A 26,167-nucleotide genomic window follows, 5' to 3' on the forward strand; every position below is an offset into this window, starting at 1 on the left:
TATATGACTTTAGTCATATCTTTGCGATCGCAATATCGTGTAATGCATTTTTTCTATTTTGAAGCCCTACAAATTACCCGACTTCCTGAAGAAGTCGGGTTGCTGAGCGATTAAAAACTGGGATTAGCTGGATTAGCTTTCCCTATCCAAACGCAGAACAGCCATAAAAGCTTCCTGAGGGACATCCACCGTACCCACCGACTTCATGCGCTTTTTACCTTTTGCCTGTTTCTGCAAGAGTTTCTTCTTACGGCTGATATCACCGCCATAGCACTTAGCAAGAACGTCTTTGCGTAATGCTGGAATATGTTCGCTGGCAATTACCTTACTTCCAATAGACGCTTGAATGGGGACTTTAAATTGATGGCGGGGAATGAGTTCTTTAAGTTTTTCCGCCATCGATCGCCCAACACCGTAAGCTTTATCGCGGTGAACGATCATTGCTAAGGAATCAACTGGGTCACCATTAATGAGAATATCTAACCTGACTAAGGGATTTTCTCGGTAACCAATCAATTGATATTCCATACTCGCATAACCCCGAGAGCGAGACTTCATTTGGTCAAAAAAGTCGGTAACCACTTCCGCTAAAGGTAGCTCGTATGTTAGTGTAGTACGCCCTTGGGTGAGGTATTTCATATCCTTAAATACACCACGCCGATTTTGCGCCAACTCCATCAAAGTCCCAACGTAAGTTTCCGGCGTAATCATGTCTACCTGAACGTAGGGTTCCTCAATTTTTTCCCGTTCGTTAGGTGAGGGTAAGTGGCTGGGGTTATCAACATAAATTTCCTCGCCTTTAACGGTTGTCACCTTGTACACGACTGACGGCGCAGTAATAATAAGATCCAAGTCGTACTCTCGTTCCAAGCGTTCTTGGACAATCTCCATATGGAGCAAACCCAAGAAGCCGCAACGGAAACCAAAACCCATCGCACTTGAGGTTTCCGGTTCAAAATGCAATGCAGCGTCATTGAGTTTGAGTTTGTCCAATGCTTCGCGCAAATCCTCAAATTGGTCAGCATCAATGGGGAACATTCCACAGAAGACCATTGGGTTTGCTTCTGTATAACCGGGTAATGGTTCAGTCGCTTTGGCTCCAGAGAGGGTCACAGTATCACCTACCCGTGCATCTGCTACAGCTTTGATTGCTGCTGATAGGTAGCCCACTTCTCCGGCGTGTAATTCATCGACTTGCTTTTGAGTGGGAGAAAGGACTCCAACCTCATCAATTTCGTATTCTTTACCAGATGCCATGAGGTAGATGCGATCGCCTTTCTTTAACTTACCGTCCATGACCCGGAAATAAACAATTACGCCCCGGTAACTATCATAATAGCTATCAAAAATCAATGCTCTGAGACGCTCATCAACCGTATTTTGCGGTGATGGTATCCGCTCAACAATTGCTTCTAAAATGTCATCAACGCCAATGCCTTCCTTCGCAGAAGCCAAAATTGCACCACTGCAATCCAAACCAATAATCTCTTCAATTTCCTTAATCACTCGGTCTGGTTCTGCCCCTGGCAAATCAATTTTATTCAGCACTGGTATAATTTCCAAATTATGCTCTAGAGCCAAATAAACGTTTGCCAAGGTTTGAGCTTCGACACCTTGAGAAGCATCTACAACAAGCAGTGCGCCTTCACAAGCAGCAAGACTGCGAGATACCTCATAGGAAAAGTCTACGTGTCCCGGAGTATCAATAAGATTCAGGACATACGTCTGACCATCTTTTGCTTTATAATTCATTCGGGCAGCTTGCAGCTTAATGGTAATGCCGCGCTCCCGTTCAAGATCCATGTTATCGAGAAACTGTTCTTTCATTTCTCGCTGCTCCACAGTACCAGTCACTTGTAACAAGCGATCGGCGAGGGTAGATTTTCCGTGGTCTATATGAGCAATAATACAGAAATTGCGAATGCGAGATGCGGGAACGTCAGTCATATACTTCTTTGCTTTAGAGGCAACAAGGAATAAAAGAGCAATATACTTTAACGTATTGTAATGCTTTCTTTGCTTCGACGGGGAGTAGGCAGTGACCGACAACCATTAGCCATTAGCCAGTCTTCCATTAGCTTTTTATAGTATTAACCAATTAGAGGCGTACAATAAACAACAAGTGCAATCTACAGACTACAAAGAGCGAGAAGCACTTGCGATTCGCTCTAAAGTATGAAGAGAGCCACTTTACAAGCCGAGTGAAAAGATCGAGAGTACATCTTCCTATGAATATGAAAGAGAAATCTGCCGATACGGAACAAAGAGGAGCCGATAAGGTAGAAATAGCAATTCGCCTGGACTCTGAGTTACTAGAGCAAATTCAGCATTTAACCAACGACCCTAGTAAAGTGATTGAAGTGGCAATTCGCCAATGGCTGAGGGGTGACACGCCAAGAGATGATGAACTCACACGCACGCCTGTACGCAAACCCTTACCCCCTCGAGGTGAGTGGAATGACTGAGATGAAAAAACATAGAGAATTTAGAGAAAAATCATAGTGAGAAGGTTAAAAAAATGTAAAATTTTACATACTAAAATTTAGAACAACCTAAAACTAAATCTCAATTATGCTACAGCTGTAAAAATTTATGCCAAACTTTATGCAGCGACTAGCCAAGATTTATTAGGTTGCCCTTGATATGTATCCAACTCGAGCCATGAGTATTACTGCTAACTCTCAAAGGTCAAATATATTGACACAAAATTCGGACACCACTACCAGTAACACTAATGGCTTTTGGGCAAATTTAGGAGCCGAGTTGGTGTATACGCAAGAGAGAACGGGACGTTATCTAACTTTTTACTGGCAACACAGCGAAAAAGTTGGGATAAGCCCGGAAACGTTGCTTGATGATTCCAATGCAGAGCAAGTCTTCGCTCCAAAGGATGAAGTTGCCTATTTGGAAAAGTTGCAGCAGATTTTGACAACTTTGGTACCACAAAAATATCAATGCTGGTTTAGCTACGGTCAGCAGTTGTTTGAGTTGGAGTTGACCATCAGTCCCATTATGTCTTCTGTGGGCAGTGTCCCAACAACTGTTTTAGTGATGGGACGACTCTTGCAAGAAGTGACAGCAAGTCAACCGGAAAACTTAACACCTCAAAAACCTGTAGTCTTCAATTCGGTGTTGCGTTCCCATCGCCACCACAAACTAATCAATCAAATTACCAGAAATATCCGGCGTACATTAGACCTCGATATTATTTGGCAGCAAACAGTGGATAGTTTGGGGAAAGCGTTACAACTAGAACGTTGTATTATTTGCCCGTATCACGCGTCTAGCACTAAGGTACAGATAACAGCAGAATACCACCAGTCAACTAGAGGTTCGATGCTGGGCTTGGAAATAGATTTTGATTCTGAGTCTGGCTTTGCGCGGGCAATTTCAACTTTGCAACCAATTTTGATAGAATCGCCCGAACATCCTCAACTAAAGCAGCAAAAAATGCTGGTGATTGCTACGTGTTATCAGGATCAACCCAATGGGTTAATTGCTGCAGTTCTTCGCGATTCATGTTGTCTGCTCACAGCAGACGATCTTGAACTGGCAAAGGATGTTGCCGATCAACTTGGGACGGCGATCGCTCACGCAACTTTATACAAAGAATTAGAAGCAGCACGTCAGGAAGCAGAACAAGCGACTCGCCGCATTCGAGATTTCCTTGCCAATGTCACTCATGAATTGCGAACGCCGCTCAACGGTATTATTGGCTTCTTAAAACTGATTTTAGAGGGTATGGCAGATGACCCCGAAGAACAGAAGCAGTTTCTCCAAGAAGCACACAAATCCTCATTATATTTACTTGATATTATTAATGATATTTTAGATATTGCCAAAATCGAAGCAGGCAAAATGGAATTGGAACTGCGTTCGGTGACTTTAGATGAATTATTTAGTGATGTAGAAAATTTTATGCGCCCTCAAGCAGAGGGGAGAAATCTCAGTTTCCGAATGCAAAGACCAGCCACGTCAGATGAAATTATTGTCCAAGGGGATTACCAGCGCTTAAAGCAGGTCATGTTAAATTTAATTGGAAATGCTATTAAATTTACCCACGAAGGGGGTATCACAGTCAGCGCTGATGTTGTTCGTAAAAAAGTCACTTTCCAAGACCGACAGTTACCCGGTATGGTGCGCGTGCGTGTAGCAGATACGGGTATTGGAGTATCCTTAGATAAACAAGACAAACTGTTCCACTTGTTCAGCCAGGTCGATGGTTCTCGTACCCGTCAGTATGGAGGTACGGGTTTGGGGCTGGCGATCTCTCAAAAGCTTGTTGAGGCGATGGGGGGTGAAGTCAATTTTTACAGCCTGGGTGAAGGGCTTGGCTCAACAGTCACCTTTACAGTTCCGCTATATCAGCAACCGCTCATAATTTCCACCTCGGATGGCGACCCGCAAGATTAGGAATTTTAGATTTTGCGGGAAGTTGTCAGGAGCGTTTCCCTCAGGAGCCAACTTTTATTCAATAAGTTGTCTTTTAAGGTAGCCTAATATGGCGGCTCGCACGTAGATTAAAGAATTACGCTCAAACGCGCTTCTAATGGAACGAACTTAACACCGGGCGTTAGGTCTGTACAGCTTTACCCACTCGTTGGTAGTTTTGTCCGAACTTTTAGAAGCGGTAAAGCTCTAATAAAATCTAGTAAGATTGTCCTAGTAGCAGTAGTAAAAATGAAAAATAAGGAGTGAGTTTGTCGTAGCAGCTTCCTAGCACCGTTACAATCAAATAGCCGGCTCCCTATTTTTAAGTTACGAGGTTTAAAACTATGGAACTCACAGTTGACAATGTTGAAACAGTTTTAGATGAAATGCGTCCCTACCTCATATCTGATGGCGGTAACGTGGAACTTGTAGAACTTGATGGTCCCGTTGTCAAACTGCGGTTACAAGGTGCTTGTGGTTCTTGTCCTAGTTCTACCATGACTCTCAGAATGGGTATTGAGCGTCGCCTTCGGGAAATGATTCCAGAAATTGCAGAAGTGGAACAAGTGATATAGTGACTGGGGATTGGAGATTGGCGACTGGGAAGGATTGGTTATTGATTGTCATAAGAGCTGGATGGGTTGACTTAAATGTGTCGTGACCTATGTAGTAGGCTAATGAGTTAGAACCCCATATTGCTAATAACAATTCCCCATTCCCAATCCTCAATCACCTATGTCTCATCCCCTTTACGTCGCTTTTATTTGGCATCAACACCAGCCGCTGTATAAATCTCCTGACAGCGGCGTTTCGCTATCAAATTCCCAACAATATCGTTTGCCTTGGGTGCGTTTGCACGGTACTAAGGATTACTTGGATTTAATTCTGATTTTGGAACGCTATCCCAAGTTGCACCAGACGGTGAATTTGGTGCCATCTCTGATTTTGCAACTGGAAGATTACGTTGCTGGCACTGCTTTTGACCCTTATTTGGAAGTGAGTTTGACACCAGTTGAACAACTCACTGACACACAACGAGATTTTATTATACAACACTTTTTTGATGCCAATCACCACCATTTGATCGACCCACATCCCCGCTATGCCGAGTTGTACTATCAACGACAGAATAAAGGACAATCTTGGTGTTTTGCTAATTGGGAATTGCAGGATTACAGCGATTTGTTAGCTTGGCACAATTTAGCGTGGATAGATCCTCTGTTTTGGGACGATCCGGAGATTGCGGCTTGGTTGAAGCGAGGTAAGAATTTTACTCTGGGCGATCGCCAGCGAATTTACTCCAAACAGAGAGAAATTCTCAGGAGAATTGTCCCTACTCACCGGAAAATGCAGGAAACGGGTCAGTTGGAAGTCACAACATCGCCCTACACTCATCCTATCTTACCCTTGCTAGCTGATACCAACTCCGGACGTGTAGCGGTGCCTAATATGACACTACCAGAGGCTCGGTTTCAGTGGGCGGAAGATATTCCCCGGCATTTGCAAAAAGCGTGGGATTTGTACGTTGACAGATTTGGGCAGGCACCGCGTGGTTTGTGGCCCTCAGAACAGTCAGTGAGCCCGGAAATCTTACCGTATATTATTAATCAAGGTTTTAAGTGGATTTGCTCAGATGAAGCTGTTTTGGGATGGACCCTAAAACACTTTTTCCATCGCGATGGAGCAGGTAATGTTAAAGAACCAGAATTGCTGTACCAACCATATCGCTTGCAAACTCCAGTGGGGGATTTGGCGATCGTGTTTCGAGATCACAGATTATCAGATTTAATTGGCTTTACCTATGGTGCAATGTCTCCCAAACAAGCAGCAGCAGATTTGGTAGGGCATTTACAAGCGATTGCGCGGATGCAAAGAGAAAAACAACCAGAACAACCTTGGTTGGTTACCATTGCTCTAGATGGTGAAAATTGCTGGGAATTTTATCCTGAAGATGGCAAACCCTTCTTAGAAGCTCTGTACCAGAATTTTACAGACGAACCACACCTAAAACTGGTCACTGTCTCAGAATTTATCGAAAAGTTTCCCCCAAGAGCAACCATACCAGGAGAAAAACTGCACAGTGGTTCTTGGGTTGATGGTAGCTTTACGACTTGGATTGGCGATCCTGCGAAAAACCGTGCTTGGGATTACTTAACACACGCTAGGCTAACATTAGCCAGTCACCCAGAAGCAACAGAAGAAAATAATCCCGAAGCATGGGAAGCTTTGTACGCAGCAGAAGGTTCTGACTGGTTTTGGTGGTTTGGTGTAGGGCATTCTTCAAATCACGATGCTATTTTCGATCGCCTGTTTCGAGAGCATTTGTATGGCATATACAAAGCTTTAAATGAACCCATCCCCTCATATCTTCGTCAACCAGTAGAAAACCACGAAGCACTATCAGATCGCCGACCGGAAAGTTTTATCCATCCCGTCATTGATGGTAAAGGTGATGAGCAAGACTGGGACAAAGCCGGACGTATCGAAATCGGTGGAGCAAGGGGTACAATGCACAGCAGCAGCCCCATTCAACGACTTTGGTATGGAGTAGATCACCTCAATTTTTATTTACGGGTAGACTTTAAAACAGGTGTAAAACCAGGGCAAGATTTGCCACCGGAATTGAATTTACTGTGGTTTTATCCAGACCAACCCATGAATAACAGCCCAGTTCCCCTAGCTGAAGTTCCCGATATTGCACCAGTGAACTACCTGTTCCACCATCATTTGGGAATTAATTTGCTGACCCAGTCAACTTATTTTCGCGAAGCAGGAGAACACTATCAATGGCATCCCCGCTTCAGTCGAGCGCAAGTTGCTCTAAACAATTGTTTGGAGATAGCAGTGCCTTGGGCAGATTTGCAAATTCCACCAGATTATGCCTTGCGCTTGGTGTTGGTTCTTGCGGATGAAGGGAGTTACTGCGCCTACTTTCCAGAGAATGCTTTGATTCCCATTGAAGTACCTTAGAGGTTATCAAGAAACGCCTCCTCTCCCTCGTTCCCAGGCTCCGCCTGGGAATGCCTTCTGTTCCTGTATTCAGTCAATTGAGTTTGAATAATATATTGGCTACGTTTTCACCTAATTTTTCAATAGATTCCTGTTGTTTGGAGTCTTTTAAATTGCCATCAACATCAAACGCTTCGTAAGCTTTAGGTAAAGCAACTTGATCCGGAAGTACCAAGACTTTGATATTTCCCAAGATAGCTCGCAGGTGTACCAATCCCCGCAGTCCACCGAGTCCACCTGGCGAAGCACTCATAATAGCAGCCACCTTTCCTGCAAATGCAGCTAATGGAGCTTCATCAGGCGAAGGACGAGATACCCAGTCAATGGCATTTTTTAAAACTGCTGTTAAAGAACTGTTGTATTCCGGTGAAGCAATCAATAGTCCTTGATGAGAAATGAACAAATCCTTCAATGTTCTGGCATTTGCTGGTAAACCTTCTTGAGCTTCCAAATCCTCATCAAAAAGAGGTAGTGGCAAGTCGCGTAAATCAATGTAAGTTACCTCTGCACCTGCTGCTCTAGCACCAGTCGCCGCAATTTTTACAAGTTTTTTATTGTAAGAATCAGTGCGGGTACTTCCAGCAAAAGCCAGTATTTTCGGTGTATATGCCATAGCTACTGGTTATCTTGATTTCAATGAGAGTGGTTGGACAGATTGTTCCGATGAGATTATACTCCTAAATTTTACTATTTGTAGAAAAATCTTTTTGACGAATTAGAAAAACGCGTATAATGAATGTTTTACCTCAACTCCCTTTTAATCTGATGAACGGCTCTTCACCAGAAGTACTTAAGTCCCATGCTGAAATTTTACAACGGACTCAGCTGGGTCAACTGTGCGGTACTAAACAGCTATTTCGCGATCGCTACACAATACTGAGGATTTTAGGGAAAGGTGGTTTTGGTGTCACGTTCTTAGCCAGGAATGCAGTGTTACCAGGACAACCACTCTGTGTGATTAAACAACTTTGTCCAAAAGTTGACAATGTTAAGAGCTGGAAACGTGCCTGCTATCGCTTTGAAAAAGAAGCAAAAACATTGGCTCAATTAGGAAGTCACTCTCAAATTCCCATGCTTTTAGACTACTTTGAAGTCAGTGGGGAATTTTATTTAGTTCAAGAATATGTTAAAGGTTTTAATTTAGCACAAGAAGTTCATCGAACTGGTCTATATAGTGAAGAGGCAGTGAAAAAACTTTTGGGAGAATTGCTGCCAGTATTGCGCTACGTACATAACAATCATGTCATTCATAGAGATATCAAACCTCATAACTTACTGCGATGCCAAGATGACGGACGTTTAGTGCTTATTGATTTTGGTGCTGTTAAGGAAGAGTTGGTGTTAAAAGATGGAACACCAACGGATGCACCAGTAAATACCAATTTTATTGGAACGATGGGATTTGCTCCACCAGAGCAACTTTCTTTGCGTCCGGTTTATGCCAGTGATATTTACGCACTAGGTGTAACTTGTCTTTATCTTTTGACTGAAAAATTACCTCTAGAGTTTGAGTACGACATCAAAACAGGCGAAATTCATTGGCAAAAAGAGGTCAATATTAGCGCTTATTTTGCTCAAATTCTAGAGCGAATGCTTAAACTTTCCTTAGAAGAGCGATTCCAATCAGTTGATGATGTTATTTGGGCTTTGGAGATGGAAAACCATTTGCCCTCCTTGACTGACTGTTTAACAACTCAAAGATTGGGAGTTAACGATCGCACTACCAGCCAAGAACCAGAATACTTGACGCCTACAGAAAAAACTGCAAGAGCGATTCGCGATTGGCAAACAAAGTTAAAAGCAAGAATGGTAAGTGATTAGTTTAGTAATTAGTAGTTGCCATTTTTATACCGCTTACTACCAACCAATAACATTTATAAAATGTTATGAGATTCAAATTTTTTTCAACAGAGATTTCGTATAAGATAGAGGATAATTAATCCTTATAAAAAATTCAGGGATAATTTAGCATAAATTATTACGCAATCGCGTCCTTTTGGTGATGATCTGCTGTCTCAATCCTGATTGCCCAAATCCCCTGAACAAGAGTGGAAGGACGTTTTGCCAAACGTGCAACACCCCACTAGTTCATTTGTTACGAAATCGCTTCCGCGTTACAGGTGTACTGTCTGATGAAGGAGGATTTGGTAGAACATATTTAGCAGAAGATATTGATAAGTTAAATGAACTGTGTGTTATCAAGCAACTTGCTCCTAAAGTCCAAGGAAATTGGGCGCTAAAGAAGGCGATGGAGTTGTTTCAAAAAGAAGCTGAAAGATTGCAGGAACTGGGAGAACATCCTCAAATTCCCACTCTGTTAGCTTACTTTGAACAAGATAACTATTTATATTTGGTTCAGCAATTTATAGACGGGCAAAACCTGTTAAAAGAGTTACAACAACGGAGAGCGTATAACTCTCAAGAAATTAAAGAAATTTTGTTAGACTTACTACCCGTTCTGAAATTTATACATGAGCGAGGAGTGATTCACCGAGATATAAAACCTCAAAATATTATCCGTCGTCGAACTTCTCAAACAACAACAGGAAAAGTTTTTCATCATACTTCCACTAAAGCCAAGAAAATGGACAGTTTGGTTCTGATTGACTTTGGCTCTGCAAAGCAGTTCACGGCAAAAGTACAAATGAAAATGGGAACTTCCATTGGTTCGCAAGGGTATTCCCCCATTGAACAAATTAGAGATGGTGACGCTTATCCAGCTAGCGATTTGTTTAGTTTGGGCGCAACTTGCTTTCATTTACTAACTGGAATTTCTCCTTTTAAATTATGGACCGAACACGGATATGCCTGGGTTAAGAATTGGCGAGAATATGTCAAAAGTCCAATAAGCCAGGATTTAGAGCGGGTGTTGGATAAACTATTGCAAAAAGATATTCAGCAGCGCTACCAATCTGCTGATGAAGCTATAGTAGATTTAACATTAAAGCAGCAAATACTACCACCACTGCATCCTGCGGGTGCTCCTACTCCTTCTGTCGTTGTACCTCCTACTCAAGCACCATCAAAACCAAAACCATACATTTTTCTCAGAAATTCTCTCCTTGCAGGAACAGCTGTATTAGTGTTGGGTTCGGGAGAGTTTTGGTACAAGCAATTTCGCCGTCTTGAAATCAAAATATCTTCTAGTATCAGTCAACCCGATCGCAACATAGCGAATCGAGATGTCACTGTCAAAACTCGCGAGCTATCCCCGCTAGGTCGTTTTTCTCTAGTCTCAACTGTAACCGGATATTCCCACCCCATTTTAACTGTTGCTATTAGCCCAGATGGAAAAACGATTGCCAGTAACAGCGAGAGTGGAATTAAACTATTAAGTTTAATAACAGGACAGGAAATCTCGACCTTACACGGTCACAGTAGTACAGTAAACTCCCTGACTATTAGCTCAGACGGACAAACTCTTGCTAGTGGAAGTGAGGACAAAACTGTTAAAATTTGGAACCTGGCGACCGGTCAAGAAGTCCGTACACTTACAGGGCATTCCAACTCAGTTCGTGCTCTTGCCCTCAGTCAAGATGGTAAGGTTCTTGCAGTTGGCAGTGATGACAACACTATTAAACTCTGGAGTTTAGTAACAGGAGAAGAAATAAGCACGCTAGTAGGACATTCTAACTCGGTTCGGTCTGTCATTTTTAGTCCCGATGGTAGAACTGTGATTAGTGGTAGCTATGACAAAACAATTAAGTTATGGAATTTAGCAACCGGAGAGCAAATTCGTACCTTAGAAGGACACTTGGGTAAAGTGACTGCGCTTGCAATCAGCCCAAATGGTAAAATCCTTGCTAGTGGAAGTTCTGACAAAACTATCAAATTATGGAATCCGGAAACCGGAGAGCAAATTCGTACTTTATTTGGTCATTCCGATAAGATAACCTCTATTGCGATCGGTCTAAATGGCAAAATCCTTGCTAGTAGCAGTTTGGATAGAACTATCAAATTGTGGAATTTAGATACGGGACAGCAAATTCGCGTTCTGCTAGGTCACTCTGATAGTGTTCTTTCCATCGCCTTTAGTTCAGATGGAAAAACTCTTGTCAGTGGTAGTGAGGATAACACTATTAAGATTTGGCGAGTTTCTCGTTAATTTTTTGACTACGTCACTCTTACTAATATGGAACTGTGTTAAGAAATCCGGAATCCTACCGATCCAATCGGTAACTACATCATATTCCCAAAAAAGTAAGATGTCTCCGATCTTAATATCGGAGCAATATAAAAGCAGCGTAACGTGGAATTTGCAATGTCTTTAAAAATAACTGACACAAACATTAAAGTTATGACTGGTGCGGCGATCGCGCTTTTGGGATTTGCAGGAATGTGGTATTGGCCATCACCTCCTGCAGCAACCAGTGCGTCCTATCAACCCAGCCAAGCTCAAACCAAACCCCTCTTAAAGTTTACTGAGGCTTTCACTCTTAAAGGTCACACTAATTCAATTTTGGCAGTTGCTGTTAGCCCTGACGGACACACGCTTGCTAGTGTCAGTGCGGACAAAACTATCAAGTTATGGAACTTAATGACTGGAGAAGCGATTGGCGTTCTCAGAGGTCATTCTGATTGGGTTAATTCTGTCGCCTTTAGCCCTGATGGCAAAATGCTTATTAGTGGAAGCACTGACAAAACCGTTAAAATCTGGAGCGTCAGTACTCAACAAGAGATACGCACTCTCAGGGGACATTTAGCTTCAGTACAGTCTGTTGCCATTAGCCCCGACGGTCTAACTATAGCAAGTGGAAGCTGGGATCAAAGTATTAACTTGTGGAACTCAGCCACAGGAGCAAAAATTCGCACTCTTAAAGGGAGCGGCGACGTTGTTAACGCTGTTGCCTTTAGCCCGGATGGTAAAATTTTGGCTAGTGGTAACTATTTTGACAATAACATCAATCTGTGGAATACGTCAACAGGAAAAGAGATCCAAACTCTTTCAGGGCATTCTGATGCTGTTTATTCCCTTGCATTCAGCTCTGATAATCAAAAACTGGTCAGTGGCAGTTGGGATCAAACTATCAAAATTTGGGATCTCAACACCAGAAGAGAAATACATACACTCTCAGGACATACAGATAGAGTTTGGTCTGTTGCTATAAGCCCCGATGGCAAGACTCTTGCTAGCAGTAGCTGGGACAAAACAATCAAAGTTTGGAATTTAGCGACAGGACAGGTCATAAATACACTGACGGGACACACAGATAGAGTTTGGTCTGTTGCTTTTAGTCCGGATGGTAAAACTCTTGCTAGTGGGAGTTTTGATAAAACAGTTAAGATTTGGCGGTTGGTTCAGTGAAAAGGAATTGGCGAGTTTGGGTTGGGGATTAGTTCTTCCCCCTTGTCCCGCTACTCCCGATCCTCTAAAACACGGTCAACCGATAAGTACCTCGTTCTCGTGGATTTGCTGAGATAACAACTACATAGTACGTACCATCTTCAGGTAACTTGGCTCGGTCAATCAATGCACTGTACCTTCCATTCTTGTTATTGTCTGTAGCGACAATTTTTCCTTGGGAATTCAACAAGACAATGTAAGGGGAAAACTGTTCAAAGACACTGTCAGCACGTATGCTCACAAGTTGGTCTTTTTTACCCTGAAACTTCGATACATTATAAGGGCTGCCACTTTTTCTTTGAATTGGGCTGTTCTGGGTTAATTCTTCGGAGCGATCGAGACTGTAACTCGCTCTATCATTTCTCAGAGCCAAACTGTATCGCCCCGTATCTCCAGGATTGCGACTGGTAACAGCGATCGTGTAGTGACCCGTTCTTGGCAATCGGACAAAAATAAATGCGTCTTTGACTCCTTGAGGATTCACCTCTTCACTCCCTCTAGTCAAAAGCACGTTATTATTAGAATCGAGCAAAAACATGAAGGGGTCTAGATTCAAGTTGTTTGTACGACGCCGATCTGCACTACCACTTAGCCTAATTTGAACCAGTTGGTTTTCTCTACCTTCAAACTGGTAGAAGCGGTAATATCTACCCTGTGATTGATAATCTCCTGGAGCCAAAACACCGAATGCAATATCTACAAAGTTAATTTCTTGAAAATTTGGTGTTCTGGATGGGGAAACAGATGAAGAAGCTGTTGTTGTTGGCTTGGCGCTTGCTGGGCGCGTGGGTGTCGGGTTACCCTGTCGTGAAGGTGTGGCGCGATCGCCTGAAGGGCTTGGTACTGGAATAGCAACACCCGTGCCAGGTGAAGTGGCAGTTGTGTTAGTGTTAGAGGGTTGCTTTGGTGTCGTCGAGACGGTCGGTTTTGAAACCGTTCCAGTCTCAGAAGGATTGGATTTTGGGGTGGAATTTACAGAGTTGGAAGTTACATCTGGAGGTAGAGGTGATTCAATAGGTTCTTTTGCTTGTCGGGGTACCGATTGTTCGGCTACCGGAATTTGCTCAATTCCTTTTTCTACAGCGACTGGTTGTCTCTCATCGGCAGGTTTGGCAATTAAAAAGGGTTTTGAGTGTAGGTCATTTGCTAAGACCTCGATTGGAAAAGCATAATTTGTAATCAACAAACTACTACTCATGCAACCACATAAAACCAATTTTAATGGGTTGGCAAGTTGTTTGTTGCTTGTTTCTACCATCTTTGGGCTACTCCTGTTGATTGAAACATTGTACTCAGGGTAGATTGACACCGTACTATATTTCACCAACAAAATACTTTAGTTAATCTGCTGATTTACTGATATAGATTACTGTTGCTTGGTACCTAAAAAAACATCAAAAACACAACTTCTATAAATCTTTACACTAGAGATGCTTTTGTTTATCTATATTAAAGAAGCTTTCGTATCTTTCTTAACAGATGAAGATGTTACCATCAAAATATGGAAAAACTAATGTAGAGAATGACATGGCACGTCACTACGAAAATAGTAGACGATGCAAATGAATTTATGGAGATGTCTGGTATCAATCTTCGATATTTTTTCCTTAAACCCAAACTGTCCACTTATGGATTCCCAGTATGCTCTGCTGCCTGAATCCCGATTGTCTGAGTCCCCTAAATCCTGAGGATAGCACGCTGTGCTCTAGCTGCGATACACCATTAGTACCGCTGCTAAGGAATCGTTATCGTGTTATCAAAGTATTGTCTGATGAAGGTGGATTTGGCAGAACTTATCTTGCTGAAGACATAGATAAGTTGAAAGAATTGTGCGTAGTCAAGCAGTTTGCACCAAAAATTCAAGGAACAAGTGCTTTAAAAAAAGCAGTTCAGCTATTTCAAGAAGAAGCACAGCGATTGCAGCAACTCGGAGAACACAATCAAATTCCCCATTTATTGGCTTATTTTGAGGAGAATAATTATCTATTTTTAGTACAACAATATATCGATGGTCAGAATTTATCCAAAGAATTGCAACAAGTGGGAACTTATAGTGAAAGTAACATTCGTGAACTTTTACTAGATTTATTACCTGTGCTCCAGTTTATCCACAAACAAGGAGTCATCCACCGAGATATTAAGCCGCAAAATATTATTCGCCGCTATGGTGATGGGCGATTGGTGCTAATTGATTTTGGAGCCTCAAAGCAACTATCGGTAACAGTACAAACTAAAATTGGGACAACTATTGGTTCCCATGGTTATACCCCTATTGAACAGATGGAAGATGGAAAAGCTTACCCATCAAGCGATTTGTTTAGCTTGGGTGCAACTTGCTTCCATCTCCTGACAGGGATTTCTCCGTCTAAACTTTGGTTGCAACACGGCTTTAGTTGGGTGAATGATTGGCAGCGATATCTCAAAAAACCCAGTAGCAGAGAAGTAACGCTCAGTTCCAAGTTAAGCAAGGTTCTCGATAAACTTTTAAAAGTAGAATTTCAAAAGCGATATCAAGCAGCAGAGGAAGTCCTCAGAGATTTATCACAGCTTTCACCACCACTACCTTCAACCCTACTTGCGGCTAACTCATCACAATCTCAGTTGCTTCCTTCACCGCAATCGACTCTCGAGCTAAGATATCCACTGTTTACAGGTGCTGGGATTGTTCTGTTGGGATTGATAGGAATAAGTGTATATCTTTTTTATTCACCTGGAGTGACTCAATCTTCTAGTGTCAGTCAGCCAAGCAACACAACTGTTCAAAGTTCTCACTCACCAGATACGCTCCGAGGTCACTCCAGTGATGTTAACTCTGTAGCCTTTTCTCCAGATGGACAATCTCTTGCTAGTGCAAGTGACGATCGCACAATAAAAATCTGGAACCTTGCGACTCGACAGACAACCTTCACTCTCAAAGGTCACTCTCAATGGATTTGGGCTGTTGCCTTCAGCCCAGATGGTAAAACTCTTGCCAGTGGTAGTGCAGACAGTACCATCAAACTGTGGAATTTAGAAACAGGACAAGAAATGACCACTCTTGGGGGGCATTCTGGAGGAGTTTCGTCACTTACCTTTAGCCCAGATGGCAGAACTCTTGCGAGTGGAGGTTTGGATAAAACTGTAAAATTGTGGGATTTAACAACGGGAAAAGAAATTCGTACCCTAAAAGGGCACACAAAGGCAACGGCGTCTGTGAGATTTAGTCCCGATGGTATGACTCTTGCAAGTGGAAGTTGGGATAAGACAATTAAACTGTGGAATGTATTAACAGGTGAAGAAGTTAGTACATTTAAGGGACATACTGACTACGTTCTTTCTGTTGCCTTTAGTCCAGATGGTGTCACTCTTGCCAGTGGTAGTAAAGATAAAACAATTAAACTATGGAACATCGCAACAGGAGATGTGACGCATACCTTAACAACACATTCTGATAAAGTCAATTCTGTTGCTTTTCTGCCAACTACAGCTTATAGCAAAAGCTCGAACGTAGCAATCCTTGTAAGTGGTAGTAGTGACAATACAATTAAACTGTGGAATTCTGCAAATGGAAAAGAGATCGAGACTTTAAAGAAGGATTCTGGTTATATTTACTCTGTAACTATCAGCCCAGATGGACAAAGAATTGCTAGCGGTGGTAGTGCTGACAACGTTATTAAAGTTTGGCAGTTGCCGTCTTTAGAGGATTTATACATATCGGGGTTAAAGTGATATGCTGGGAATGGAGCTTTGAGCATTCTGCTTAAAGCTTTACAGGCAAACGCCTTCATCAAGATGATACTGTAGTAATTGATTCCAGCCAAAATCTAAGTCACTTTTTTAGTACGCGGTGTGTAAAATTCCCACGTGCTAAATGCGACCGTAGCAGTAATTCTACTGATGCACTTTCCATTGGTGGAGAAAAGAAATACCCTTGTCCGCGATCGCATTGTAATGCTTTGAGGTGTGTTAATTGCTCTAGCGTTTCTATACCTTCTGCTGTTACAGACATATTTAAATTATGAGCTAAGGCAACGATAGTGCGAACAATTTCTAAATTTTCTCCCCGATTACCTATATTGGTGACAAAAGAACGGTCAATCTTCAGTGTTTGGATTGGTAGGCGGTGTAGGTAACTTAAGGATGAATAGCCCGTCCCAAAATCATCCATGTGCAACTCGACATTCAAAGCTGCTAACTGGGAAAGCAAGGTGTTAGCCAATTCAAAATTATCCATCAGCAAGCTCTCAGTAATCTCCAACTTCAAACTGGATGGCTCGAGCCCTGTTTGTTGCAAAATATCTTTAATCTGTTTAAATATGTGGGGTTGCGCTATCTGTTTACCAGAAAAATTCACGCTAATTGTTAGGGGTTGCAAACTGGGAAATTGTTGTTGCCATCTTTGCATTTGGTGACAGGCTTCATAAAGCACCCATTGCCCTATATTCACAATCATTCCTGTTTCTTCTGCTAGGGGAATAAAATCATCAGGGGAAATCAGTCCTCGTTCTGGATGATGCCAGCGTATCAGTGCTTCAAATCCTATAATTTTGTCAGTTAGGAGTGAAACAATTGGCTGGTAGTAAAGGCGAAATTCCTCTTGCTTCAGGAGTGCGTGTCTCAGAGAAGTTTCTAACTGCAATAGCAAAGATGCACCCTCGTGCATTTTGGGATGAAAGACTTCATAGCGTGCTTTCCCCAGCGCTTTGGCACAGTACATTGCCACGTCAGCATCACGTAATATGTGCGCTGCTTGCTCGTAATCGGTCGTACTCATAGCGATGCCAATACTGGCATTGGTAAATACTCTATTCTCATTCAATTGGAATGGTAGAGCTAGAACTTGTTGAATTGTTTCAGCTACCCGTAGAGCGCTGTTAATATCTTCAATTTCTTCAATTAAGATTGTGAACTCGTCACCCCCAAAACGGGCCACCATATCTCCGGCTTGCAAAACCGACTTCAGCCTATGAGAAATGGCAATCAAAAGTTGATTTCCCAGTAAATGTCCGAGGCTGTCATTAATAACCTTAAAGCGGTCTAGATCTAAGAAGAGTACGGCAAATAAATAATCTTGTTGCTGCTTGCTCCGTTCTAAGGCTAACTGCACCCGCTCCATAAAGAAGGCTTGGTTGGGTAAGCCAGTTAGCCCGTCATGAAGACTGTTGTGTAAGAGTTGTTCTTGCGTGCGTTGACGCTCCATGATGTCTTGTTGAAGTTGCTGATTGAGCCTCATGAGTTCAACGGTGCGCTCTGCTACTAACTGCTCGAGGTGGCAACGGTACTGAATCAATTCTGTCTCGGCTAATTTTCGCTCACTGATGTCACGTAAGATCGCAACATATTGCCGTCGTTGCCGATTAGATGGCTGTGAAACAGTTGATTCCACAATTCGCGAGCCTTGCTTGGTTTTCAAGGTTTGTTCGCTTCTAGCAGGCCATTGCTCTGGTTTACCCTCATAGTAGATTAGGAGTTGATTTAAGTTCTGCCCAAGTAACTGCTCGGCACTCATTTGAAAAAGTTCTTCCGCAGCTGCATTTATTTGAAGAATTGTCCCGTTTTCATCTACAACTAAAACAGTATCGGGAACAGTATTGAGAGTAGTAATAAATAAATTTTTGGCTTGTTGGCGTGCTTCATCAATGGCAGTAATTTGCGGTAAAGTAGTCCAGCCTGCGATCCCAACTCCCAGAAAAGAAAGCGTCACCAGTACAATTGCTAGTAAAGAATTAAAACAATTGCGAGAAACTTTTTCTGCCAAAGTACACACAAACCAACTGCTCGTGACAGTCACGCAAATTAATGATACTAGGACAATCACCTGTAGCACAATAAAGTCCTGGTTATTGTGACTGCTTTGAGTAGAGTAATGCTTCGTCCACCATTTAGGGTATGTTAGCTCAAATTTTAGATGACGTAGCCGTGCATCTCCAACTATCAAAACTATAGGTAATAGTAGTCCTATTAAGAAATATTGCCAATTCCAAGCTAAACCTCCCACCACTAACACTAAGGCTTCTATGAAAAAAAAACCAAGTGACAACCAAGGCCATAAGACTTGCGGTTTGCCTCGACTCAGCCATAATCCCAAATGTAGCCCCATAATCGACAGTAGATAACAAGTAGCTGCTACCGTAACCAGCTGAGATACATTTCCAAAATACAGACAGATCAAACTCAGTAAAAAGGTAACTAAAAGAGCGGGACTCAGAACACCATGAGGAGACACTACTGTGAATATAGGAGAAAGCTGTCCGTCTAGGGCAAGTTGATATAAAATCCTCGGAGAGTTAGAAACTGCTGTAGCACAAAGTAGGAGACAGGAGAAAGTAATCAGTAAGGTCACTAAAAATGAGGCTTGTTGACCCCAAAAAGGCTTAGAAGCTTCTACCAGATTTAAGAACGCATCGTCACCTATTTCTGGGTTTACACTTGAACACATTAATACCCAAGAACCACCTAGAAAAACTGGCACAATTAGCCAAGCCGCTATGGTTAAGAAATTCAAAGTTTTATTGGGCTCGCGGCTATCAGCAACAAAAGAAGAAGTGGTTTCACAAGCATAAATTGAATAACTGGCTAAGAAAAACCACTTTGCCCATTCTCCAACACTCAGACTCGATATATTAGCTAACAGCAACTTAGGACCAGTGCTGGAGAAAGTTGACCATACCACGCCCTGAATGGAAAACAAAAGCAATAATAAAATCGCTGGGATTGCAAAAAATAAATGCAGGACAGCTAAAGTACGAGTGCCACTGAACGCTACGACAAATGAAATAACCGTAAATCCGATTTTGAGTAAGGTTTCCGGACAAGGAATACCTAGAGTTTCAAAATTGACTTTAACTAGGTTGGTGAGGATAATGGAAAACAATGCTGGTGCTGCTGCCCAGCTAAAGTAGTAAGCTAAAGCTGCGTAAAGACCCAAGCAGGGAAACTTATTGAGCAGCCTAGCTGTGTAATTTGGTGTTCCTCCAGCAACATCTGACCACTGTCTACCTAAACTTTGTATCTGCAAGTTCAGTAAGAAAGAGACGATTGTGCCAAAAACCCAAATTAAGATGGCTTTAGCTCCCAGTGCTGCATGAATGACTGGTGCTGTACCAATCCATCCAACGTGTCCCGTTAACCCAAAGCCACAGGCTTCAAGATAACTCAAAGTGCGGGGTAGGCTCATTACCAAGCGATGATTTCTATTTCCCTTCACATAATCATGACTAACCATTTTTTATTAGCTAGAATTATTGAGTTATTAATGGAATTACTTTACAGATAAATGTATCTGTATTTGAGTAAAATCTACCCTTTTCTCAGCTGTTAATTAGACAGGTATAAAATATCCGGCCATTTTGCAATATATTCTATAAGCATTTTTTAGTTTGTGTCCTATTAGGTTTCCTTGGGCGATCGCTGTTTGCCAATCCACACGTCAACGAAGCATAAAATCTCTACTTAGTTTCCAGTCTTCAGGTTCTAATTCTTATTTATAATAGGTATTGGGGTCTTCCACAGGATAAATTAATTAAAAAACACAATAATTCCTACGTAAACGATAGTGATAATTCTTTCTACCGTTTGAGAACTCGGATTTTTCAACTGTGTTCTTAACAAATCTTCACACTTATCTTCACAGGTTACTCATTTTTTCCACATATGGTTGAAATTGGAGCGGTAAGAATTCTAACAAGAAAAATTTAACTCCAAGTGATTTTACTGATTTTATATAAATCTTACGTATAGATAACAAAAAAGTAATTAAGAATATGGTAATATCTCCCATCCAAAACCTAAACCAAGAACTTTACCACAGCTATCTCAAGCTGATTAAGACACTGCTACACTGTTCTAATGGGGAAAAAACAGAGATTCTAAAACTCAACCAACATTTGATAGATGCCCATCTTGTTAACGTTGTACTTGATTTGATACAGACGACACAACAAAGCGCATCTATTCTGTGTGTAGAACTGGCGACAGAAGGCTCGGCGCGACTTATGAAACTGGTTCGTGAGTTAATAGGTATATATGCTGAAACTCCCTTACAAAGTGTATCAACAGAATTTGCTATGGGAAATGTTTACTTGGAAACAAAGCAGTTTTGCAAGGCGAAACAGTCCTACGAGCAAGCTTTAGAAATTTTTAGGAAGCAAGGCGATCGCACAGGAGAAGCGAATACACTCGCACTGATAGGAGACACTTTATATCACCAAGATAATTTTACGGCAGCACTCAAGTTTTACACACCTGCTCGTACAATTATGTTAGAAACAAGAGCAAAACATAGCGAAGCAATACTGCTTCAACAAATGATATCTTCTTGTTATTTTACAAGTCAATATGCTGAAGCTATAAAATTATCGGAGCGACGTTTGGTTATTGCCCGAGAACTTTGTTTGCGTTCTATGGAGGCGCATACTTTATACGCTTTAGCAACTTATTATGAAGCTATAGGCTGCATGTCAGAAGCAGGGGATTGCTACTGGAAATGTTGGGAAATTGCTCAAGAAATAGGTGCTAGCAAATTAGAAATCCAAAGTTTGAAAGGTTTGGGAGACTTTTATCTGAATGAGAATTTGATAGAGGAAGCAATGGATATTTATGCAGAATGCTTGGATATGGCATCTCAAATGGGTTATCTCCAAGTAGAAGCAAATTGTTTGCAATCTTTATCAAAAGCTTACCTTTGTTTGGGAGATGAAGAAACGGCAAGAGAGTACAATCAACAGAGTTTAAAAACCAAACAAACCTTGGATATTTCCTTGGTGGAGCAAATGCTTTAAAACTTGTAAAGTGATGTCGCGAATCGCAAACAGCAAAACTTTCTTCAAATCTCACGCAACCTCTACAAAGGCGCACTCGTCACAAAGCTTCTCTTAAGTAGTCAGGCAAAATTGTTTATATATCTTTTGAAGCTTGAGTCATAATTGCACAAGTGTTTCAGGCAAAGTAGATATAAAGTTAATTTTGCACGGGTACTTAGCATCTTTGGGACGAGTGCAAGAGATAACAAAAGTTTATGCAAAAGGCGTGGAAGGCTCCACTTACCACATTGTTAATCTGTATCTACCGTTTTCTTGTGGTACGGCTGAAATCACCACAACGTAATAAGTCCCATCCTCAGGTAACTTTGCTCTATCAATGAGAGCACTGTACTTGCGATCTTTGTCTAGATCGGAAGCAACAACTTGCCCTTTAGAATTCATTAAGACCACGTAAGGCACAAACTCTTCATAAACGCTCTCTACACGTATACTTACGCGTTGGTCTCTTTTTCCTTGAAATTTAGAAACATCATAAGAGTTTCTATTTTTTTTCAAAGTTAAACTTTCATCTAATTTGGCGGCTTCATCTAAAAGATAGCCGGATGTGTCGTTTCTGAGAGCTAAACTATAGCGCCCTACATCCTTAGCATCTCGGCTTGTGACAGCAATCGTATACCTACCCGCTACAGGCAATCGTGCAAATATGTATGCATCTTTATTTTTTTGTGTAGTTCCCCTACTAACAAGCACGTTATTATCGGGATCGAGTAGAAGAACAAATGGCTCTAGAGCTAAGTTATTGGTGCGGCGGTTATCTGCGCTACCGGTTAACCTGATTTGAATATATTGGTTTTCTTGTCCGTCAAACTGATAAAAATGGTAATGCCTGCCTTTGTATTGATAATCACCAGGAGCCAGAATACCGAGTGCAAAATCTACAAAATTAATCTCTTTAAAAGCGATTCCATTGGATAAATTAATTGGTGAATTTTCTGTGCTTTGTCTATTAGGCTGTTTTGAACCGACCGCAGCAGTACGCTCAACTCTTAACTGAGGATTTGGAGTGGGAATATTTGGTGTATTAGCGCTTGGAGTACGCCCTCCTTGTTGTGGAATAGTATTTTGTGCGGGCGCAGTTGCTGTCCTCGTATTGGAAATTGTCTCTACTTGTGGCTTGGGTCTGGGTGCGGGTGCTGTGGCTGTGTTGGCAGTCTGTGGCTTGGGTTTGGGTGCGGGTGCTGTGGCTGTGTTGGCAGTCTGTGGCTTGGGTTTGGGCGCGGGTGCTGTGGCTGTGTTGGCAGTCTGTGGCTTGGGTTTGGGTGCGGGTGCTGTGGCTGTGTTTGTACTTGGGGTTGTCTCTACTTGAGCTTGGGGCTTGGGAGCAGGCGCAGTCGCCGTGCTTGTACTTGGGGTTGTCTCTACTTGGGCTTGGGGCTTGGGAGCAGAGCTTGCTTCGCTAGCACTTGGAGTTATGCTTTGCAAAGGTTTTGGTGGTAGCGGCGATTCAATGGTTTGTTTTGGAGTGGTTGGATTCGCTGGTATTTGGGGAGTATCTACTTGCTCAACGAGTTTACCTACCGCTTCTTGTTCTCTTTCGTCTGGTAGTTTAGCAATTGTGTAGGGTTTGGTTTGCTGAGCAGTTCTGAAAGCTTCTACAGGCATAATATATGCGGATACCAGCAAGCTACTACTTATACAGCAACTTAGAATGAAGTTGGCTCTATTTGTATACCTGTTGTTATTTCGTCCTGACATAATCGCACTGCTCCTAGAGAGTGAAGGTATATGATTATGATTCAATAAGAAAATTCTCCAAATCGTTCTTTAGAAATAAACCGATTAGATTTGATTGTGAAAATTATGTCAAGAAAGCTACAATTATCATTATATTTTTGTATAAAATATTTCATCTTTCTTGTCAAATATAAGACATTAGATTAAAATCTTAAAAATCAGTTAGAAATCGAGAAAAATTAGGAAATTTATCTTGAATAGATTGCGATCGCTTTAACTTTCTCCTCAAAACCTATACTTCTTAATTTCTCTATGATAACACTCGTGATGTTTTCATGAATTTGTTCTTGAGAATTACCATTTTCGGGCAATCAAAATGCAAACACGCGCACTCCACTCAAGATCTCCGCTCTCAAAAGCGGAGATACCCATATCTGCATAACCATTTTTTTCAATCGAGATCTGTTACCAAGGTTGTATCAGAAATTTCAACAACACAATTGAGTGTGTGCTGTTGATACAGATCGATAAGACGTGACTCAATAGGGCACAGCACCCGCGTAAAAAAATATTCTTATTCTCTCAAGTGTTGGCTCATCGCACAATACTAGGTAATTTTACCAGTAGCAGCTTGCCACTGACACTGATGAAGCAACGAAGATGCCCGGATGCTTTTGGCAGCAGACGTAGCATAACATGAATAGAAAGCTTAAAATCTCATTCTATAGTTAACCGTTATGTTCCATTTTTTGAAAATAGGGACACTAGAAGTGGCAAACCATCACCGACCTCCGATCTGCAATTGCCAATCGCTTTTTGAAAACGTGAATTCAGTCAAGAAAATTGAGCTATGTAATATCATAGATTGCAGCACAGTCACCTTGTTAGACGATGCTCTGCTGCCTGAACCCTGATTGCCCGAATCCTCTCAATCCTGATGGGATAAATTATTGCCAGAGTTGCGGCACGCCACTGGTACCACTTCTTCGAGGTCATTATCGCGTTACCAATGTCCTTTCCGATGAGGGCGGATTTGGTAAAACTTATTTAGCGGAAGATGTAGACAAACTTAACGAGCGCTGTGTTGTTAAGCAGTTGGCACCAAAAGTCCAGGGAACGTGGGCTATTAAGAAAGCGATTGAATCGTTTCAACAAGAAGCACAGCGCCTTCAGGAACTAGGTAAACACCAGCAAATTCCTACCTTGCTGGCATACTTTGAGGAGGCGCACTATCTATATTTGGTACAGGAATTTATTGATGGACAAAATTTGCTGAGGGAATTGCAACAAAGGGGAGCTTATGGTGAAATAGCCATTCGCAAACTATTGCTTAATTTGCTGCCTGTTCTTCAGTTTATCCACGAACACGGGGTGATCCATCGAGATATTAAGCCACAAAATATTATGCGGCGATCGCCCTTTTCTCCCACTAACCTACAGAAGAGGAAAAATTTGTCATCCCTCTTAGGGACGATAGAAGGTGAACTCGTACTGATTGATTTTGGTGCTTCAAAACAACTTAGCGAAACTGTAAAGACAAAACCGGGAACGACGATTGGGACTCGAGGTTACAGCCCTCTAGAACAAATGCAAGATGGAGAAGCTCATCCTGCAAGTGATTTATTTAGTTTAGGTGCTACCTGTTTTCACTTAATGACTGGAGTGTCACCTGCTACTTTATGGACCGAAAATGGTTATAGTTGGATGACTTCTTGGCGACAATATCTGAAAAGCCCAATTAGTAACGGTTTGGGTAAGGTTATTGATAAACTTTTGAAGAAAGCGATTAGAGAACGCTATCAATCAGCAAATGAAGTTTTACAAGATTTATCGTCTTATTCATTAGTTACGCCACAATCATCACAAAGCTTCCTACTGCAAAGAGGTCTTTTACTGAGTACTACCATTCTATTTTTAGGGTTTGGAGGAATTTGGTATATGAAAGATTCCTCACTTCTCAATCCTTTAGCAGAAAGTCAGTCTTCCCCACTTAAAACCCTTAACGGTCATTCTAACTTAGTCACCTCTGTCGCTGTCAGTAGCACTTCCAAGAGTGCCATGCTCGCGAGTAGTAGTTTTGACACAACAGTAAAACTATGGAATTTAGTCACGAAAACGGAAATCGCCACATTAGAAGGTAATGCTGGCTCAGTTCATTCCGTTGCTATCAGTCCTGATGGTCAGATTGTCGCAAGTGGCAATGGTAACAACACTATCAAGCTGTGGAACCCATTTACTAAAAAAGAAATTCGTACCCTCTACGGTCATTCCAGTTCTGTCGAAGTTGTCACTATCAGTCCGGATAGTAAAATCCTCGCTAGTGGAAGTTTTGATGGCACTATAAAACTATGGAAACTAGCAACGGGAGAGGAAATTGCAACACTCAAAGAACATTTTAGCCCGGTTAAATCCCTTGCTTTTACTTTCGACGGGCAAACTCTTGCTAGTGGTAGTGAAGATTGTACTGTAAAACTATGGAATCTTCAAACCCAACAAGTTATCAGAACTCTCAGAGGGCATTCCGAACCCGTGCGGTCTGTTGCTATCAGTCCAATTTCTCCCAACCTTAACGAATTCGGTGGAATTCTTGCAACTAGCAGCGCTGATGACACCATTAAGCTATGGAACTTAAGTACTGGTGAAGAAATTTATACTTTTAAAGGGCATAAATATTCAGTCAATTCTGTGGCTTTTTCTTCAGATGGCGAAACCCTTGCTAGCGGTAGTAGCGACAACACCATCAAACTATGGGATATAAAAACAAAAAGAGAGATTCGCACATTTAAGAATCCCTCTAAAGAGGTCACCTCTGTCGCCTTTAGCCCCGATCGCAAAACTCTCATTAGTGGTAGTGCTGATGGCAGTATTAATATTTGGGATGTCACATTTAACCACAGCTCGTAGGAGA

15 protein-coding genes are annotated in these 26,167 nt (G+C 41.8%); 10 read left to right on the forward strand and 5 right to left on the reverse strand.

What is annotated here, in order from left to right; all coding sequences use genetic code 11:
• Positions 1-132: 132 nt before the first annotated feature.
• Positions 133-1,947 (reverse strand): translation elongation factor 4, encoded by a 1,815-nt coding sequence (gene lepA, locus HC643_RS22725; RefSeq protein WP_038071866.1) that lies wholly within the window; start codon positions 1,945-1,947, stop codon positions 133-135.
• 281 nt (positions 1,948-2,228) lie between these two features.
• On the opposite strand from lepA, the gene HC643_RS22730 reads away from it, so the two are divergent.
• The 4 genes from HC643_RS22730 (at position 2,229) to HC643_RS22745 (ending at position 7,401) form a co-directional block, all read left to right on the forward strand.
• Positions 2,229-2,465 (forward strand): hypothetical protein, encoded by a 237-nt coding sequence (locus HC643_RS22730; RefSeq protein ID WP_038071865.1) that lies wholly within the window; start codon positions 2,229-2,231, stop codon positions 2,463-2,465.
• Positions 2,466-2,661: 196 nt separating this feature from the next.
• Positions 2,662-4,413 (forward strand): ATP-binding protein, encoded by a 1,752-nt coding sequence (locus HC643_RS22735; protein ID WP_038071863.1) that lies wholly within the window; start codon positions 2,662-2,664, stop codon positions 4,411-4,413.
• 362 nt (positions 4,414-4,775) lie between these two features.
• Entirely contained in the window at positions 4,776-5,006 is a 231-nt protein-coding gene (locus HC643_RS22740) for a NifU family protein (protein WP_038071861.1), read from the forward strand.
• Positions 5,007-5,166: 160 nt separating this feature from the next.
• Positions 5,167-7,401 (forward strand): glycoside hydrolase family 57 protein, encoded by a 2,235-nt coding sequence (locus HC643_RS22745; protein ID WP_038071859.1) that lies wholly within the window; start codon positions 5,167-5,169, stop codon positions 7,399-7,401.
• A gap of 73 nt (positions 7,402-7,474) precedes the next feature.
• Here HC643_RS22745 and HC643_RS22750 read toward each other — a convergent pair whose 3' ends face one another.
• A complete protein-coding gene (locus tag HC643_RS22750) occupies positions 7,475-8,053 on the reverse strand; it encodes an NADPH-dependent FMN reductase (protein ID WP_038071857.1) in 579 nt (192 codons plus the stop codon).
• A gap of 152 nt (positions 8,054-8,205) precedes the next feature.
• Between HC643_RS22750 and HC643_RS22755 the strand changes: the two genes are divergently transcribed.
• The 3 genes from HC643_RS22755 to HC643_RS22765 all read left to right on the forward strand — a co-directional run bounded on the left by HC643_RS22755 (position 8,206) and on the right by HC643_RS22765 (position 12,745).
• Positions 8,206-9,261, forward strand: coding sequence for a serine/threonine-protein kinase (locus HC643_RS22755; protein ID WP_038071927.1), 1,056 nt, complete (start codon positions 8,206-8,208; stop codon positions 9,259-9,261).
• 181 nt (positions 9,262-9,442) lie between these two features.
• The gene (locus HC643_RS22760) at positions 9,443-11,545 is read left to right on the forward strand and encodes a serine/threonine-protein kinase (protein ID WP_038071855.1); all 2,103 of its coding nucleotides are present in this window, start codon (positions 9,443-9,445) and stop codon (positions 11,543-11,545) included.
• 156 nt (positions 11,546-11,701) lie between these two features.
• Positions 11,702-12,745: a WD40 repeat domain-containing protein gene (locus tag HC643_RS22765; protein WP_038071854.1), complete on the forward strand. Its 1,044-nt coding sequence runs from the start codon at positions 11,702-11,704 to the stop codon at positions 12,743-12,745.
• Positions 12,746-12,809: 64 nt separating this feature from the next.
• Here HC643_RS22765 and HC643_RS22770 read toward each other — a convergent pair whose 3' ends face one another.
• Positions 12,810-14,042: a pre-peptidase C-terminal domain-containing protein gene (locus tag HC643_RS22770; protein ID WP_038071853.1), complete on the reverse strand. Its 1,233-nt coding sequence runs from the start codon at positions 14,040-14,042 to the stop codon at positions 12,810-12,812.
• Between the two features lie 383 nt (positions 14,043-14,425).
• Here HC643_RS22770 and HC643_RS22775 point away from each other — a divergent pair, with 383 nt between their 5' ends.
• Positions 14,426-16,492, forward strand: a complete 2,067-nt coding sequence (locus tag HC643_RS22775; protein WP_038071852.1) for a serine/threonine-protein kinase — start codon at positions 14,426-14,428, stop codon at positions 16,490-16,492.
• Between the two features lie 100 nt (positions 16,493-16,592).
• On the opposite strand, the gene HC643_RS22780 is transcribed toward HC643_RS22775, so the two are convergent.
• Positions 16,593-19,988, reverse strand: coding sequence for an amino acid permease (locus HC643_RS22780; RefSeq protein WP_050045272.1), 3,396 nt, complete (start codon positions 19,986-19,988; stop codon positions 16,593-16,595).
• Positions 19,989-20,526: 538 nt separating this feature from the next.
• Between HC643_RS22780 and HC643_RS22785 the strand changes: the two genes are divergently transcribed.
• Positions 20,527-21,543, forward strand: a complete 1,017-nt coding sequence (locus HC643_RS22785) for a tetratricopeptide repeat protein (protein ID WP_038071851.1) — start codon at positions 20,527-20,529, stop codon at positions 21,541-21,543.
• Positions 21,544-21,804: 261 nt separating this feature from the next.
• Here the strand turns inward: HC643_RS22785 and HC643_RS22790 are convergent, their stop codons facing one another.
• Entirely contained in the window at positions 21,805-23,280 is a 1,476-nt protein-coding gene (locus tag HC643_RS22790; protein WP_237265929.1) for a PPC domain-containing protein, read from the reverse strand.
• An 870-nt stretch (positions 23,281-24,150) separates the two neighbouring features.
• Here HC643_RS22790 and HC643_RS22795 point away from each other — a divergent pair.
• Positions 24,151-26,163 carry a serine/threonine-protein kinase gene (locus tag HC643_RS22795; RefSeq protein ID WP_038071850.1) on the forward strand — a complete coding sequence of 671 codons (2,013 nt, stop codon included), beginning with the start codon at positions 24,151-24,153 and terminating at the stop codon, positions 26,161-26,163.
• Positions 26,164-26,167 lie beyond the last annotated feature (4 nt).

This window comes from Tolypothrix bouteillei VB521301, assembly GCF_000760695.4.
GTDB lineage: Bacteria > Cyanobacteriota > Cyanobacteriia > Cyanobacteriales > Nostocaceae > Scytonema > Scytonema bouteillei_A.